At 41.5% G+C, this 17,656-nt stretch carries 15 protein-coding genes; 6 read left to right on the top strand and 9 right to left on the bottom strand.

Annotated elements, in window-relative coordinates:
• Positions 1-2: 2 nt before the first annotated feature.
• From B4Z90_RS09895 to B4Z90_RS09875, 5 genes are all read left to right on the top strand, one after another.
• Positions 3-605, top strand: a complete 603-nt coding sequence (locus B4Z90_RS09895) for a hypothetical protein (RefSeq protein WP_112376355.1) — start codon at positions 3-5, stop codon at positions 603-605.
• 83 nt (positions 606-688) lie between these two features.
• A complete protein-coding gene (locus tag B4Z90_RS09890; RefSeq protein ID WP_070561129.1) occupies positions 689-841 on the top strand; it encodes a 30S ribosomal protein THX in 153 nt (50 codons plus the stop codon).
• A gap of 184 nt (positions 842-1,025) precedes the next feature.
• A complete protein-coding gene (locus B4Z90_RS09885) occupies positions 1,026-2,087 on the top strand; it encodes an efflux RND transporter periplasmic adaptor subunit (protein ID WP_070561130.1) in 1,062 nt (353 codons plus the stop codon).
• A gap of 6 nt (positions 2,088-2,093) precedes the next feature.
• Positions 2,094-5,177: an efflux RND transporter permease subunit gene (locus tag B4Z90_RS09880; RefSeq protein ID WP_204991110.1), complete on the top strand. Its 3,084-nt coding sequence runs from the start codon at positions 2,094-2,096 to the stop codon at positions 5,175-5,177.
• A 7-nt stretch (positions 5,178-5,184) separates the two neighbouring features.
• Complete coding sequence (locus B4Z90_RS09875; RefSeq protein ID WP_070561132.1) at positions 5,185-6,486, top strand: TolC family protein; 1,302 nt, start codon at positions 5,185-5,187, stop codon at positions 6,484-6,486.
• 123 nt (positions 6,487-6,609) lie between these two features.
• Here the strand turns inward: B4Z90_RS09875 and B4Z90_RS09870 are convergent, their stop codons facing one another.
• Positions 6,610-6,876: a hypothetical protein gene (locus B4Z90_RS09870; RefSeq protein WP_172462508.1), complete on the bottom strand. Its 267-nt coding sequence runs from the start codon at positions 6,874-6,876 to the stop codon at positions 6,610-6,612.
• Positions 6,877-7,200: 324 nt separating this feature from the next.
• On the opposite strand from B4Z90_RS09870, the gene B4Z90_RS09865 reads away from it, so the two are divergent.
• A complete protein-coding gene (locus B4Z90_RS09865; RefSeq protein ID WP_286802101.1) occupies positions 7,201-7,926 on the top strand; it encodes an acyl-[acyl-carrier-protein] thioesterase in 726 nt (241 codons plus the stop codon).
• 82 nt (positions 7,927-8,008) lie between these two features.
• Here B4Z90_RS09865 and B4Z90_RS09860 read toward each other — a convergent pair whose 3' ends face one another.
• The 8 genes from B4Z90_RS09860 to B4Z90_RS09825 all read right to left on the bottom strand — a co-directional run bounded on the left by B4Z90_RS09860 (position 8,009) and on the right by B4Z90_RS09825 (position 17,455).
• Positions 8,009-8,638: a gluconate 2-dehydrogenase subunit 3 family protein gene (locus B4Z90_RS09860; RefSeq protein ID WP_286802100.1), complete on the bottom strand. Its 630-nt coding sequence runs from the start codon at positions 8,636-8,638 to the stop codon at positions 8,009-8,011.
• Between the two features lie 19 nt (positions 8,639-8,657).
• Positions 8,658-10,091, bottom strand: coding sequence for a Gfo/Idh/MocA family protein (locus B4Z90_RS09855; RefSeq protein ID WP_070561135.1), 1,434 nt, complete (start codon positions 10,089-10,091; stop codon positions 8,658-8,660).
• Positions 10,092-10,110: 19 nt separating this feature from the next.
• A complete protein-coding gene (locus B4Z90_RS09850; RefSeq protein WP_070561136.1) occupies positions 10,111-11,796 on the bottom strand; it encodes a GMC oxidoreductase in 1,686 nt (561 codons plus the stop codon).
• 42 nt (positions 11,797-11,838) lie between these two features.
• The gene (locus B4Z90_RS09845) at positions 11,839-13,077 is read right to left on the bottom strand and encodes a nucleoside permease (protein WP_070561211.1); all 1,239 of its coding nucleotides are present in this window, start codon (positions 13,075-13,077) and stop codon (positions 11,839-11,841) included.
• A 95-nt stretch (positions 13,078-13,172) separates the two neighbouring features.
• Complete coding sequence (locus tag B4Z90_RS09840; RefSeq protein WP_070561137.1) at positions 13,173-14,096, bottom strand: hydroxypyruvate isomerase family protein; 924 nt, start codon at positions 14,094-14,096, stop codon at positions 13,173-13,175.
• Between the two features lie 15 nt (positions 14,097-14,111).
• On the bottom strand, positions 14,112-15,134 hold the full coding sequence (locus B4Z90_RS09835; protein ID WP_070561138.1) for an FAD:protein FMN transferase: 1,023 nt from the start codon (positions 15,132-15,134) through the stop codon (positions 14,112-14,114).
• Between the two features lie 12 nt (positions 15,135-15,146).
• Positions 15,147-16,460: a Gfo/Idh/MocA family oxidoreductase gene (locus tag B4Z90_RS09830; RefSeq protein WP_112376353.1), complete on the bottom strand. Its 1,314-nt coding sequence runs from the start codon at positions 16,458-16,460 to the stop codon at positions 15,147-15,149.
• 26 nt (positions 16,461-16,486) lie between these two features.
• Positions 16,487-17,455 carry a formylglycine-generating enzyme family protein gene (locus tag B4Z90_RS09825; RefSeq protein WP_070561140.1) on the bottom strand — a complete coding sequence of 323 codons (969 nt, stop codon included), beginning with the start codon at positions 17,453-17,455 and terminating at the stop codon, positions 16,487-16,489.
• Positions 17,456-17,656: the final 201 nt, after the last annotated feature.

Genomic DNA, 17,656 nt, shown 5'->3' with positions numbered 1-17,656 from the left:
ATATGCGGTTTTTGATCATTGGACTTATTATTCTTATTGCTTATCTGATGATACGCAAAAAATTCAATCTATTTGGGTTTACCGAGGATATGTCCAGAAATTTGAAATCAGGTTTTCAGTTGATTGAAGCTTCATCTCCGGTCATCCAGGCAAATCTAAAGAAGAGCGTTTCCAACGCCATGATGGGGGTTGTCCTCATTTTGATCACCGTCTTGCTGTTCATGAAGATAAAAATTGTCCTGTTCCTGCTTCCGATTGCCTTTTTCCTGCTGGGTTATCTTTTTCTGTTCAACAACCACTTTAGTAAGCTCAAAAGCCAGCAAATCTGGTACAATGCCAAAACCAATGAAGTTTTTATTGAACAGCTCAAAGGAGAAAATTATGCTTTTAACATGTTTAAGGACATAGAAGCCGTTCAGAAAATCGAATCAATTCAAACGACCAAAGGTTTATTATACGGCTACTACCGTCTCAAGTTAAAGAACAAAATAGTAGAGATCCCCTATTTGGTCGCCGAAAACAAGCCGGTCAATAATTTATTTTTCGACACCATTAACCAAAATTTCACCATAACTGTTCAAAAACGTATTTTTCCAATCATTTAAAAATGAACAAATTGAATATCTAAAAAGAATGTGGTATATTTAGGTAATTAATAAAATTTGTTAAAACCAAAATATTTCACACTATGGGAAAAGGTGACATCAAGACCAGAAGAGGAAAAATATCGAATGGTTCTTTTGGAAAAAGAAGACCACATGTATCGAAAACTGCAATCAAGGCGGAAGTAAAACAAGAGGCTCCAAAAGAAGTCCAACCAAAAGCAAAATCAAAGAAATAGTAAACAGGAAGCTAGAAAGTTATTTCTAGCTTTTTTTATTTCCAACCATTCGCGCTCGTCCATTTCGCTGTCCATTTGCAAAGTTTTCGTGGTATTGTAAAATCCTTTTGACAACTGATATCGGCATAATAATAAACCTATATTTACCTGTTAAATGTAAAAAGTACATAAGAGACTATATCGTATGAATAAAAAATCGATCATTTACCTCCTTTTGGCCTGTGCTGTGTTTGGAGGTGGATACTTTCTGATAACTGCTAAAAAAGATAAAAAAGAAGCTGATAAGCCCAATGGAAAAAAAGATATGCCCGTCCCCGCACAGGCTATCATTGCCAAATCTTCCGTCGCCGATAGATCCATTAATCTCTCGGGAAGCATTGACGCAGAAGAGCAGGTTGAAATCAGAAGTGAAGTAAGTGGTCGAATCACCAAAATCTATTTCTCTGAAGGACAGCGCATCAAACAGGGCGAGCCCTTGATCAAGATCGATGATATTGAGCTGCAGGCACAATTAAGACAAGCGCAAACAACAAATCAGCTGAATGCCGAAAATGAACGTCGGGCCAAACTGCTGTTGCAAAAAGGAGCAATCAGTCAGGAAGAGTTTGATATTGCCAGTGCAGCCTTAAAAACCTCCTTAGCACAGATCCAGTTGATTCAGGCACAAATATCCAAAACAACCATCCGCGCCCCTTTTAGTGGCATGATTGGACTTCGGAACATTTCCGTAGGTGCCATTGTCTCATCCAGTACCCTGATTACAAATTTAGTGAAGGACAATCTTGTCAAAGTTACTTTTGCAGTGCCCGAAAAATACAGCAATATAGTTAAAATAAATATGCCCATTGAGTTCAGTGTAGCCAACGACCCAACGATCATTACAGCAAACATTTACGCTATTGAACCACAAGTATCACTTAACACCAGAACACTCACTGTCCGCGCCAGAGCGACGAACGATCAGGGCAAATTGAAAGTCGGATCCTTTGTTAACGTTATTGTGCCGATCGAAGTGGAAAACGATGCGATATCCATTCCTACAGAAGCTATTGTTCCCGTACAGGACGGAAAGAAGGTCTTTGTACTACAGCACGGCCTCGCCAAGGAAGTGAAGGTTGAAACAGGTGCACGTACCGACAAGGACATCGTTATTCTATCTGGCATCAGTGCCGGCGACACCGTTTTAACCACGGGCGTTCTGTCTTTAAAAGATGGAGCAAAAGTTAAGGTATCATTAGCTAACTAGTTGTACATGAATTTATCTGCAGTTTTTATTAAACGCCCTGTTTTAACTATTGTCGTCAATATTACCATCATCTTGTTTGGCTATATTGGTTTTAGTTTTCTGGGCGTACGCGAATACCCCTCCATTGACCCCGCCATTGTTTCTGTCAGAACAAATTATGCCGGTGCCAATCCTGATATCATTGAATCTCAGATTACCGAGCCACTAGAGAAGGCCATAAACTCGATCGATGGTATTCGTAACATCTCTTCTTCGAGTAACCAGGGATCCAGCAATATTACCATCGAGTTTGATTTAAAAAAGAACCTGGAGGAAGCCGCAAATGATGTCCGGGATAAAGTATCCCAAGCCGTCCGAAGCCTACCACAGGATATTGATGCTCCACCGGTGGTATCCAAAGCCGATGCGGATTCCGATCCCATTATTACGTTGACATTGCAAAGTGAGACACGCGACAAACTGTCGCTGAGCGACTACGCCGAAAATGTGATTTCTGAAAGGTTACAAACCATCCCCGGCGTCAGCAGCACACAGATCTATGGCCAAAAACGTTACGCCATGCGGCTATGGCTCAATCCCGACCGTATGGCTGCCTATGGTATCACGGCTTCAGATATTCGTACAGCATTAAATAATCAGAATGTTGAATTACCTTCGGGAAAAATTGTCGGAAACACAACCGAGCTCACCGTAAAAACTATAGGCAATCTGTCTACCCCCGAGCAATTCAACAACATCATTCTAAAAGCCGACAGCAGCCGTATCGTCAAGTTTACCGATATTGGTCGGGCCGAAATAGACGCTGAGAATCTCGAAACAAAAATGGTGAGTAATGGTAAACAGCTGGTCGGTATTGCCATTATTCCGCAACCGGGGACAAATTACCTTGATATTGCCAACAATTTTTATAAAATGCTCGATCAGATCAAAGAAGATCTGCCGCAGGATATTATACTCAACATCGCTTCTGATAATACGACATTCATCAAAAAATCAGTTGAAGAAGTCGCCGAGACACTCCTGATTTCGATCATACTGGTCACTCTAATTATTTATTTTTTCTTTCGCGACTGGGGCATAGCGTTACGTCCGTTATTGGATATTCCGGTATCCTTGATTGCGACATTCTTTATTATGTATATTTTTGGTTTTTCCATCAATGTACTGACGCTACTCGCTATTGTACTCGCGACGGGGCTTGTCGTCGACGACGGGATCGTTGTTACCGAAAATATCTTCAAGAAAGTTGAAGAAGGAATGTCTCCAATTGAAGCCGCGCTAAAAGGGTCTAAGGAAATATTCTTCGCTGTTATTTCCATTTCAATTACACTTGCAGCGGTATTTTTACCGGTTATATTTCTTCAGGGCTTTGTGGGAAGGCTGTTCCGGGAATTTGGTGTCGTCATCGCCTCGGCCGTATTGGTTTCGGCATTTGTTTCCCTCACCCTTACACCGATGCTCAACGCTTATCTGATCAAAGGTGGTGGCCACAAAAAGACGAAGTTTTACGATTGGACAGAACCCATGTTTGTCAAAATGAATAAAGGTTATGCCAAGGCTCTGGAAAAATTTATGAAATTCAAATGGATAAGCTTTCCAATTCTGATCCTATGTTTTATCATTATTGGTATCCTTTTCTCCTCCATTAAAAAGGAAACAGCGCCTTATGATGACAGAAGTAACATCTCCGTCAATGTAACAGGTCCTGAAGGTGCCACCTATGAATACATGGATCGCTACATGCAGGAATTGGACAAATTGGTCTACGACTCCATTCCTGAAAACAAAATCAGTTTAAACATTACCTCTCCGGGTTTCGGCGCGAGCTCAGTCAACTCCGGACGTATACGGATGACTTTGGTTGATCCTGGTGAGCGCAAAAAATCACAGGACGATATTGCCAAGGAGCTCACTAAATGGACAAAACAATACGATGCCGTACGCGTAAATGTTTCTCAAACGCCAACGATATCCATGAATCGAAGAGGTGGATTACCTGTTCAGTACATTATCCAAGCACAGAATTTTGAAAAACTTCAGGAAAAGATTCCCGAATTTATGAATGAGGTCAACAGCGATCCAGCATTCTCGACAACGGATATCAACCTGAAGTTCAACAAGCCCGAACTGCATGTCGAAATTGATCGTCTGAAAGCACTTAGTCTGGGTGTTTCCGTACTTGACGTTTCACAGTCCCTCCAATTGTTGTTAAGCGGTCAACGTTTCGCCTATTTTATGCGTGATGGCAAACAATATCAGGTCATTGGCCAAGTTGAAAACGACCGTAGAGCTACGCCGACAGACCTTGCTTCAATTTATGTACGTAATAACATCGGTCAGCTTATCCAGTTAGATAACGTCGTAAGCGTCAGGGAAGAAAGCAGCCCACCACAACTCTACCACAATAACCGGTACATGTCGGCTACAGTTTCAGCTGGCTTGGCGCCAGGCATGAGCATGAGCGACGGAATTGCAGCAATGGATCGCATAAAAGAAAAGGTACTCGACCAGAGCTTCACCACTGACCTTAGTGGTGAATCACGTGACTTCGTTGAAAGTAGCTCCAATACCTTATTTGCTTTTGGTCTTGCTTTATTGCTTATATATCTAATCTTGGCAGCCCAATTTGAGAGCTTCCTCGACCCATTTATCATTATCCTTACGGTGCCTATGGCCGTTGCCGGTGCACTAATAAGTCTATGGCTATTTGATCAAACCTGGAATATATTCAGTCAAATTGGAACAATTATGCTTATCGGTCTCGTGACCAAAAATGGTATCCTGATTGTTGAGTTTGCCAACCAAATGCGTGAAGAAGGGATGGAAAAATTTGAGGCAATTATGCACTCTGCCGAATCACGCCTCAGACCGATCCTAATGACAAGTTTAGCCATCGCCTTGGGTGCATTACCGATCGCCATGTCACTTGGAGCTGCTTCGACCAGCAGAATTGGTATGGGGGTTGTGATCGTTGGCGGTACAATATTCTCCCTTATCCTAACCTTATTCATTATCCCGGCGATCTATTACATGTGGTCAAGACAAAAAAAGCATAGACCTGAATTTGATAACATTAAAAGCTACGAATAATAAAGACATGAAGAGAAATTTCATCCTATTAGTATTACTTTACTCCATCATGTTTCAAGCTCGGGCGCAAGAAGTACTGACTTTGGAAGATGCACTGAAAACCACGTTGAGCAATAACTTCAATATTCTCCTGGCTAAAAATGACAATAACATTGATATGGAGAATACCAGTTTAGGAAGCGCCGGTATGCTTCCAGCAGTAACTGGAACGTTCAACAGAAGCAACTCCATCCAGAACTCCAGACAGGTCAGAGCAGATGGTCAAATACAGCAGATCTCCAATGCAAAAAACGACAACATGTCTTATGGAGTCAACCTAAACTGGACGATATTCGATGGATTGGGTATGTTTGCCCGTCGCGATCGCTTCAAAGAAATACAACGCCAAGGGGAAGCGGAGATCAAATATCAAGTGATCACCCAGCTCAGCGAAGTCATGGCAACCTATTACAATCTGGTGCAGCAAAAGCGCCTGATAAACGCACTGGATACCACCATTACCTTATCGAGATACCGCGTCACGCTGGCCGAAAATCGCCTGGAGATCGGAAAAGGCTCCAAGCTGGATCTCCTGAATGCGAAAGTCGATTTAAATACCGATCAGACAAACTTACTCAGACAGCAGGAAAGCTTCAAAAATACCAAGACTTACCTCAATCAGCTGATGACACGCGACTTGAGCCTAGATTTTCAGGTTGAAGATGAAATGAAACTTGATACGGATCTTAAACTTGGTAATCTGATCGAAATTGCCGATCGCCAAAATCCACAAATCCAGCTCGCCATCATCAACAATCGGGTGGCCGAACTCAACTTAAAAGCAGTTAAGGCCGAACGTTATCCCAAAATTGGATTAAACAGTGGTTACAACTGGAACGAATCCCACTCCTCCCTCGGTTTCTCGACAGAAAATAAAAATAGAGGTCTTACCTACGGTATATCGGCTTCCCTTAATATTTTCAATGGATTTCTTCAAAATAGAAACGAACGGATCGCTAAATTTCAGATTAAAGGTTCTGAGCTGCAGATACAACAACAAAAACAAGATATTCAGGCACAGGTCAGAACGCTGTTCCAAACCTACATCACCAATATGGAACTGGCTCATGTAGAACGGAAAAACGAGGAGCTGGCAAAAGAAAATTTAAACATCACCATGGATAAATTCCGTATCGGTACCATCACAACTTTGGAAGTAAGAACAGCGCAGTTAAACTACATCAATGTAATGACTCGGAGCTATACAGCACAATATGATGCAAAGGTATCCGAAATAAGGCTAAAAGAATTGACAGGCGAAACATACTAGAAATTTCTTTCAGCATGAGGTCCTCTTCATGAAGGGACAGGATTTTGAAGCGCTTTTCAGCAGCATCTATTCTTAAAAAGCGAAAGGCTCCTTAACTAAATGAGGAGCCTTTCGTTTGTCTATTTAATAGTCTATTGCTATAATAGATTTCAGTGGTATTAACACGCCACTTTTAATCTGAATATATCTATCGGTTAACGACCATACGGTGGTCTCGATACGCTTTGGTCCGGAATCAGTCTCAAAGGCGATTTCAGTTTTGGATTTAAACTCATTTCCCAACCGAAGTGCCCCTTTCAATTTATCCATAAAAGTCGCTGTCTTATCTTCACTCGCCGGGATAAATTTAAATTGAGGAATTTCCTCTTTAGCTATTAGTTCTCCAACCATAATACTAGCATTTAATGTGTAAATTATTGTTTTGCGCTATGCTACTCTTATAACGCTTTAAAGCCAATCTTATTTTATCTCTTTCTGCCATTGGCTTATTTAAATCTACCGATTCCCATGATAAAAATCAATTAAATCCTTGAAAACTATCATTTATTTTACAATAAAAAAACGATTGTACTTTGGACACACTACTCCCCTTTGAGGGTCACCGGCAGGTCCAACAGGCATTTATAACGAGATATCTAAATATAGTGTCATTTCATTTTGAATTTATAGCCCAAATCATTCATATTACCTATTTTTGATCAAAAAAATATGTAAATGGAAAAATCTGTTTTTGAAAAAGAGTGGGAAATTTATTTCACGCAATGCTATTCTAATGGCCGTATTCGTTTCTCCGATTTATCCAATATTCTGCAGCTTACCGCGGGAGAACACGCCAATGCTGTGGGATTCGGTTTTAAAGAAATGGCCAAACATAACCAAACTTGGGTACTTAGCCGCATACGTATAGAGATTGCACGATTGCCCAAATGGATGGACATCGTCAAGGTTAAAACTTGGATACAGGAATTAGAGGGCGCACGCTCAACACGGAATTTCGAAATTACCGTCAATGGACAGATCTATGTTACGGCAACCAGTTATTGGGCTGTCATCAATACCGTGAAGCGGAGCTCTGAAACACTCGCGATTTCCACCGAAAATTTTACCACCTATCCGGAACGTCCCGCAACACAACGGCCATTTTCAAAATTGGATATTTCCCAAACAGTCAAAAATCTTGATGAATATTGTGTTAAGCTCTCGGATCTGGATATTGTCAATCACGCCAACAATGTAAAATACCTGGACTGGTGTATGGACAGGTTGCCCATTGAGCTTGTATTGACCAATCAAATCAAATCATTAGAGATGAATTACCTGCGCGAATTACGCTATAATGATACCGTAGATATTAATGGTGATGCGACAGATCAGGGTTACTTTATGACAGTGACCAAACAGCAGCGCATTCATTTTGCGCTGGCCATAGAAACAAAATAAAAAGGGGAAACAAAATAAAAACGCGAAACGACAAAAAAAGGGAGGCTACGGGCCTCCCTTTTTATCTTACATAGTGCATCGTTTATGCAAATGCCTTATCGCCTTTTTTGTAAGGAAGGTTACCATCAAATTTTCCCGGAATCTTCACAAAACGCAACGCTTTTGTACAACCCAGCTCCGAGTTAAAGAAACCAGTCAATGTCAATTGTTTGAACATCGTAAACCAATGTGGTGGATCGTTCTCAACATAATTGTACAATTGATTTTGTTTTTCTTTATTCTTCTCCAGAATATCCTTTTGATCTTCAGCTTGCTTTTTATTAAACTCGTTTGCTTCTTTATCCAAAGCAGCTGCAACAGCCGTTCTGTCTTCCGCAGAAAGCTCCAGGAATGGTTTTCCTTTCACCTCTTTTGCCTTATCATCTAAGCTCGCAAAACCAGTTAAAAATGCCTTTTGTTGCTTCTCCGTATAACAATCGCGAACCATGACTGGGATAAAACTTCCTACCCCTGCTTCTTTCGCACCCGGAGTTGCGGTAGCTGGTAAGATTGCTTCAGCAAAGTCACCTAATAAATCAGTTGTCTTCGCTTCAAATAATGCTTGCACATCTTTGGTTGCTGAGCGTGTACAACCTTCCAAAAATAAATTAGCGCCGATAACGGTACCTCCTAAAATTAAGGCAACTCGTTGTAATGCTTCTCTTCTATTCATACTACTAAATATCTTAATTTTAGAAATTATATTTCATTTCCCAACCTTGTCTGTAATTACGTTTTACATATTGATTGACGTTGTCAAAGTTGGTGACACGCATGTTATCGTTATCCCACAACAATTTCAGGTTACGTCCAGGGTATTTACCATCAATACGTAAATCAGCACCTCTGATTGCCAGGTTAGCCATTAATAAAGCTTCTGTCAACGGACCTGCTATTTCAAAAGGTGAACTTACTTCTTTCTTGCCGTATCCAGCCTGACAAGCTTCAACCCATTGTGCGTAGTGTCCACCTTCTTGTCCTGGTACACGGGCATATTTCTGTGCCACCTGCTCTTTTCTTGAAGTCGGCAACAAGCGTGCATTCTGGCCGTAGGTATCCGCAAGGATTTTACCTTTTGTACCTACAAGTAAGATACCGTTACCACCATCACCAAAAATTTCGTTTGGACCTAATTCATCCGGGCGAGCAGGCTGAATACCACCATCCATCCAATGTAAAGTCACCGGACCATTGGTACGTGGTGTTTTAGGGAATGTTAATGTCGCATGGCTCGATGGAGGGCAGCTTTCAGGGAAATATCCACGTTTGAATTCATCCACATACACCGATCCTACAGTTGCCTGTACATCCTGTACGTAGGTCAATCCCAAGGTACTGAAAGGAACTTCCAACAAGTGACAGCCCATATCGCCCAATGCACCGGTACCATAATCCCACCAGCCGCGCCAGTTGAAAGGCACCAATTTATCCACATACTCTTTATAAGGCGCTGTACCTAACCAAAGGTCCCAATCTAATTCTTTTGGAACTTCGGCCTTGCCTGTAGGCCATGCAATACCTGAAGGCCATACCGGACGATCTGTCCAACAATACACCGTATGTACATCACCGATCAGACCTGCTTCGTACCATTCACGCACAAAACGTGGTCCATCATTCGATGCACCTTGATTTCCCATCTGGGTAACCACTTTATATTTTTTAGCTGCATGCGTCAATGCTCTCGCTTCCCATACATCGTGAGTCAACGGTTTTTGAACGTACACGTGTTTACCCAATTGCATAGCTGCAAGTGCCTGAATCGCATGTTGATGATCTGGAGTTGATACAGAAACGGCTTCTATACGTTTGTGCTCCTTATCCAACATCTCACGGTAGTCTTTGTAATACTTTGCTTTCGGGTAACGTTTCAACGCACCAGCTGCACGACGGTCGTCCACATCACACAAGAAAGCAAGATCTGCTTTTCCTGAATCATGGAATGCATTGATGTCACTAAAACCTTTACCCCCTACACCAATACCTGCTACTTGTAATTTGTCACTTGGAGCTGTAAAGCCATTTCCGCCCAATACATGGCGAGGGACGATCATAAAAGCCGCAGCAGCTGTTGCCGCGCTCTTTATAAAACCTCTTCTACTCGTCTTATTTGAGTTATTTTCCATTGTTATCAATCTTTAGCTATTAGATGTTACCTTTTTTCAATTCGCTCACTGCGAAATCAACCGCACGAGCAGTAAGTGCCATATACGTCAATGAAGGGTTGACACAACCTGCAGAAGTCATACAAGCACCGTCCGTTACGAAAACATTCAATGCATCCCAAACTTGGTTGTTACCATTTAATACCGAAGTTTTTGGATCACGTCCCATGCGGGCAGTTCCCATTTCGTGGATACCTTGGCCCAAACCATATACGTTATCGTACGTATAGGTATCTTTTACGCCAATGCTTTCCAACATTTCCTTCATTTCATTTTGCATGTCGCCACGCATCTTCAATTCATTATCCTTGATCTCAGCGTCAAATGATAATACAGGTAAGCCCCATTTATCTTTTTTGCTCTTGTCAAGTGTAATTTTATTTTCGTGATATGGCAAGGTTTCTCCGAAAGCAGTAAAACCAACAGTCCAGTCACCTGGCTCACAGATCGCATCTTTCCATGCACCACCAACTTCCATCTCGGCAACAGCACCAGACCAACGTCCACGACCTGCAGCACCCTGGTAACCAAATCCACGTACATAGTCACGTTTTTTGGTATCACCTTCTACATTTACAAAACGTGGCACATACAAGCCTGTTGGTCTACGACCATATACATAGCTATCCAAATATCCATCTATTTTACCTCCGGCACCACAACGGAAATGGTGATCCATCAAATTGTGGCCCAATTCACCGCTGCTGCTACCCAGACCGCCTTCCCAAACATCTGTAGCTGAGTTCATTAACACCCAAGTCGAGTTCAATGCAGATGCACAAACAAAAATTACTTTAGCGAAAAACTCATACGTTTGGTTTGTTTCAGCATCAACAATTTCAACACCTTTTGCCTTTTTCGTGTTTTTATCGTAGATAATCTTTGTTACGATAGAAAAAGGACGTAAAGTTAGATTGTTTGTTTTACGTGCTGCAGGAAGAGTTGCCGATTGCGTACTGAAATAAGCACCAAAATTACAACCCAACCAACATTGATTTTGATATTGACAATTTACACGATCATGATGCGGAACAGTAATGTTGGCTGTTCTACCCATGATGAAATGACGTTGACCACCATATTGCTTTTTCAAACGCTCAGCCAGGTCTTTTTCAACAATGTTCATCGCCATTGCTGGCATGTAATCTCCATCTGGCAAAGATGGTACACCATCTCTATTTCCGGAGATACCCGCAAATTTTTCAGCATAACTATACCAAGGGGCAATATCCTTATAACGAATCGGCCAATCCACACCGTGGCCATCTTTTAAGTTAGCTTCAAAATCCAAATCGCCCAAACGATAAGATTGTCTCCCCCACATTAAAGAACGTCCACCAACATGATACCCACGGTACCAGTCAAAACGTTTTACCTCTGTATATGGACTCTCCTTTTCATTTACCCAAAAATCCAGGTTCTTCTCATTCAACGGATAATCTCTACGCAAAACCGGATATTCTTCGATCATTTTTTGTGTACGACCGCCAGCATGAGGCCATTCCCATGGATTTTTATTTGGCGCAGTGTAATCCTTAATGTGTTCAATGTTACGACCACGCTCCAGCATAATTGTTTTCAGCCCTTTCTCTGTCAATTCTTTCGCAGCCCATCCACCACTTATCCCCGAACCGATTACAATTGCGTCATAAGTATTTGTTGCCATCTCTCTTCTAATTATTTGTTTTTAAATAGTTATTTTTTCTGTTTAGTGTGCAGCATTTGTACTGTCGATCTTTTCGTCCTTAAATAAAGCTAAAAAGATAAAAAATACAACAGCTGCGATAATTGCAGGTACAACCCAGGTATGATTCCAGAATCCTGCTAGGTCTGTTGCTTTCATTGCTTTGTATTTGTCTCCGACGTAACCCGCTACCCAGAAACCGATCAACTGTCCAACACCATATGTTGCCAGCGTGATCAAGCCCTGTGCTGCAGATTTGTATTTAACACCTGCTTTGCTGTCCGTATAAATTTGTCCCGAAACAAAGAAAAAGTCATAACAGATACCGTGCAATGCAATACCGATCAACAACATGAACGACAATTCACCTGCATTGCCATAAGCAAATAACAGGTAACGGATTACCCAAGCCAACATACCGACCAAAATTGTTTTCTTAAAGCCAAATCTTGTAAAGAAAATTGGGAGTGCCAACAAGAACAATACCTCAGATCCCTGACCAATTGTCATTTTACCAGTAGCATTTTCCAGCCCTATCTCAGAAAGAAAAGGGTTTGCATTTGAATAATAAAATGCCAATGGAATACAGATCAATACCGAAGAAATGAAAAAGATCAAGAAGTTTTTGTCTTTCAACAATTTGATCGCATCCAGACCAATGATTGATGCAAAGGACGGTTTTTCGTTTTCGTCCAGTTTAACCGGTGGAGTTTTAGGTAATGCAAAAGAAAATATACCCAATACTAAAGAAGCAACACCCGATAATAGGAAGGTATTTTTTAATGCTCCTTCAGATGCTTTTGCATCCCAAAAATAGCTAATAACTAAACCAGCAACAATCCAACCAATTGTCCCCCAGATACGTATTCCTGAAAATTGTTTTTCCGGATTGGTCAATTGCCGAAAAGAAACTGAACTAGTCAGAGCCAATGTTGGCATGTAAAGTATCATATAAGCCAAAACATACGGATAAAATGTCGACATGTCTGTTGCACTATACATCTGATACATTAATACTGCACCGACCAAGTGTAAAACACCCAAAATACGCTCCGCATTAAAATAACGGTCTGCAATCATTCCGACAATAAAAGGCGCGATAATCGCTCCCAATGATTGTGTTGAAAATACATTGGCCTTTTCAAATTCTGTTGCATTCAAATTCTTGCTCAAGAAAGTACCTAATGTGACAAACCATCCCCCCCAAATAAAAAATTCGAGGAACATCATAAAGGATAGTTTAAATTTTATTGTTGATGAAATCATAAAAAAAATGGTGTTTTACAATACTACTAATTGGTTTTACCTGCTCAATTTAAGAAATTAAATCTAATTGTCAATAGTACACTATTAAAATATTACAAAAAGCTATCGACCTCGCGATATGCCGCCACCAAGCGATCCTCACCCTCTTTACCAGGCTTGGAAATACCATGCTCCATCCCCATGATACCCTTATATCCTTTACTATGAATGTGTTTGAATACGTTTTTATAATTGATCTCGCCCGTAGTCGGTTCTTTACGACCTGGATTATCGCCGATTTGAATATACGCAATTTCATCCCAACAACGATTCATATTTGCAATTAAATCTCCTTCGGTACGCTGCATATGATAAATATCATACAAAATTTTACAGGATGGACTATTCACGGCCTTACATAAAGCATAGGTCTCATGCGTTTGCTGCAAAAACAAATCTGGTGTATCACTTAAGGTTTCCAACACCATCACCAAACCATGTGGTTCAAAGATCTCCGCACCTTTACGCATCGCAGTAAGGATATTGCTGAACTGATTACCCCAAGGCAGTTTTCTTTCATAAAAGCCCGGTACCACAGTCAGCCATTTTGCGTTACAACGCTTGGCAGCTTCGACAGACTTCTTGCATGTTTCGACAAACTTGTCCAAATACTCCTGTTTTCCTGTCGCTAAAGAAGGCATCCAGTTTTGTCCGCCATCCACAACAAATACACCCATGGTCATGCCTAACTTCGCTAATAAATCACCGATCTTCTGCTGCTCGTCCAATGTTCTACCCAAATAGCCATTATCTTCTATTCCACGGAATCCCAAATCATACATATACCGAATTTCATCCAGGAAATTATCACCTGCATGATTTTTGAACATTCCCTGATGGGGAGCATAATTTAAATTGAATGTCTTTCCTTTATCCATCGTATTTGCTGTATTTTGAGTTGTAGACGCAAAAGTCTGTCCAGCTAGTCCTGCCCCCGCGGCCAAAAGACTACCTTTAATAAAATCCGATCTCTTCATTTTATTTATAATTGATTAATTTTTAAATAATTTACCAAATCCATCCGAATAAATCGTTTCTATGGACTGATTTTTATTTTTAAAAATGACAAAAACCGCCACACCTTTCAATTTTTTGGCCTTTGTCTTAATTTGTTCGGGTTCCATGCCCATAAAATAATTATCCAGTGCATCCGCTTCCATAGCAGTCTTCGCATAGACGCTGACACTCAATATATGGGTCATGTATGGGAAACCCGAAACAGGGTCAATATGATGACCCAATTTTTTCCCTTTGTATTGAATAAACTTTTCGAAACTGCCGGCTGTTGTCAGCGCCCCTTCATTGAGCTGCGCAACAGCAGTCATCAATTCCTCCCCACTTTCACCATCGGGCTGAACAATACCAATGGAAAAGCCCTGCCCACCTGGCGGAGTTCCCAAAGCCCTGATTTCACCACCTACCTCGACCATATAATTGGCAATTCCCTTACGTTCGAGATAGTCGGCCAAGACGTCTACCGTATACCCCTGTGCAATACCATTAACATCGATTTTAATCCCCTGTTTCTTTTTAATCAGCCGGTTGCCGCTGACCTTCAGGTAATGCATTCCCACCAGTTCCTTCGCTTTTCGTACCGTCGCCGAATCCGGGGCCACCGGGCTCTTATTAGCACCAAAGCCCCATAGGTTGACCAACGGGGCAATAGTGATATCGAATTGACCTTTCGATAATTTGTGGTATTTAAAGGAAGCATTTATCACCTTAGCCATGTGGCTATCCATCACAACAGACATTACCGTATCTGTATTGAACTTGGATATCCTCGAGTCTTTGCGGTAAATTGACATCGACAAATCGATTGCCGTTAAGATACTGTCAACTTCCGACCGCCTAACAAGACTGTCGGAAGCGAAGTAAGTGATATGGAATTGGGTACCCTGCGCGGGTCCCTCCAGCCGAATTTTATGGGGTTTCGTTGCCGGTATCTGCGCCTGTGCATCAATGCAACAAATCGTAGCAAAAAATAGAAGGCACAAATTCCACTTTAATCCCATCGGCCCAATTGCTTAAATATATAAGTTGGTGTTTTGACCAGGCATCGCTACTGGGTAAAAACCTTCTGCATCCGGAAGTAATTTTGGTTTAGCATCCCAAGCAAGTACATCTGGTCCCAATTTGATGGTCGATTTCAAGGCTTCATCCCACTTGATTACCTTACCGGTATAACAAGCGATACGTCCGATAATACCTGTTAACGTACTGTAAGCACCATATTCTGCATTATCAAATTTATATTCGCCTTTCGAAATTGCCGTAAATAGTTCTTTATGTTCTTGCTGATACGGGTTTGGATTACCCTTCGCATCATGGCGATAGATTTCCTTTCCCTTCCAGTCGTACAATACAGCCTGTCCACCTGCAGAAAGATAAGCACGTCCTTTTGTTGCCTGGAATTGCTCGTCTACACGGTTATGTATACCTTCGAAGTGTCTACATTGACTATAAACAACGCTGTTGTCGGCATAGGTCAATTCTAATGCAAAATTATCATAGATTTCACCATACTCTTTGCCGGTGCGGTGTGCCCTGCTACCTGTACCTTGGATCGATACCGGGTAAGCACCTTTCACCCAATTGGCGATATCAATATTGTGTACGTGCTGCTCTACGATATGATCGCCACACAACCAGTTGAAATAATACCAGTTACGCATTTGGTACTCCATTTCAGTTTGCTCTGGCTTACGCGGACGCACCCATACGCCACCTGAGTTCCAATAAACTTGTCCCGAAGTAACATCACCGATTGCACCCTCGTGGATACGTTTGATCGCCTCACGGTAATTCGTTTGATAACGGCGTTGTAAACCGACTACAACATTCAATTTTTTACGTTTAGCTTCTGCAGCCACACGTAAGACCTGCTGTACACCAGGGATATCAACAGCGACCGGTTTCTCCATGAAAACATGTTTACCTTGACGGATCGCTTCCTCAAAATGCATTGGTCTAAATCCTGGAGGAGTCGCTAAAATAACAACATCGGCCAATTGAATTGCATCTTTATATGCATCGAACCCCACAAATTTGTGATTGTCACTTACATCGATCTTATCTTGCCATTTTTCCTTCAGCGTTTTATAAGTACTCTCTAAATTATCTTTAAAAGCATCTGCAAGAGCCACCACTTTAATGTTCATGCCCGAACTTAGCGCATCAAATGTAGCTCCAGTTCCGCGGCCCCCACAGCCCACTAAGGCAACTTTGATAACATCCGAACCAGCGGCATATGCACCTGATAAAGGCCTTGAGCTCAGCACAGCGCCTCCAGCAACTACAGCAGAAGTTTTAATAAAATCTCTTCTTTCTAGATTTTCCATAACAGTTTTATATTGATTATTTTATATTAAAAGTCTTTGATTGGCTGTTTGTCGTAATAAGCCATAATCTCTTCGTGACTAGGTGGGTTGAGGGGTCTGACTAGTCTCATGCCCACGAATGGGGCTTCTGGAAACCACCAGTTACTTTTTGGAATTTGTGGATCCAACTGTTTCCATACGGGATCTGAGGCACCACGCGCTGCAGAGCGCATGTCCTCGGCACCACTGTCAAAAGCACCACCACGTACAACATGTGGATACAGGGTTGTCGGAACGACTACAGGATTAGTCAATACCTTGCCTTTACCTTCATTGTAACTATCGGCCTTATATTGATCATAAGTCCATTCGGCAACATTGCCATAAATATCATAAAGGCCCCAAGGATTCGGTTTCTTCTGTCCTACAATATGTGTTTTCTGTTCAGCATTATCTTTAAACCAGGCATAATCTGCTAATGGCGTTGCTTGATCACCGAAAAAATAAGTCGTCTTTGAACCTGCCCGAGCTGCATATTCCCACTCGGCCTCTGTTGGTAAACGGTAAAATACACCGGTACGGACATACAGCCACTTACAGAATTGAATAGCATTGTAATGGGTCATCGCTAGGGCCGGGTGCCCTTCCTTTCCAAAACCAAAAGTCATATCCAAATAAGGTTTGGTCGGTCGCGTAACGGCATCAATCTCTTTCGATACTTTACCGTCCTTACTCTTTGCGATCTCATAATCTTTATACAGAAATGGCTCAAACAGATCCCAGGTTACTTCATACTGGCCCATCCAAAATGGATCCAACTTCACCTCGTGTGCAGGTTTTTCATCCTCTTTCCCACCGCTTGTAGTTCCCATTTTAAAACTACCGCCAGGGATTGCCAGCATTTTGAACGTCAGATTAGTCCCTTCAATGGGTTGCTCATAAGGTTCGAAAGCTTTCTGAGCCATAGCGTGCACGCCGGCAAATAACAAAACAGGAATAAAGATTCTTTTTAACATATTTAGGTTTGTAATTAAAGACTAAAATATAAAATAAGGTGTATACTTTACACTTTGACACTATAACTTTTTTATTACAGTTTAATTCTTAACATAATAGTCCATTCGTAATATCGATTTAGCCAGATGCAGGTAAGTATCCCCCGGGAACTTAACTAGCCTGAAAATCAAGATCAATAAAAAAGAGGCTGTCTCAAAAAG

Origin of the sequence: Sphingobacterium sp. UBA5639 (genome assembly GCF_002421245.1) — a bacterium.
In the GTDB taxonomy this organism is placed as follows: Bacteria; Bacteroidota; Bacteroidia; order Sphingobacteriales; family Sphingobacteriaceae; genus Sphingobacterium; species Sphingobacterium multivorum.
Note: the sequence above shows the minus strand (reverse complement) of the source record. Positions and strands in the feature narration are given on the sequence as shown.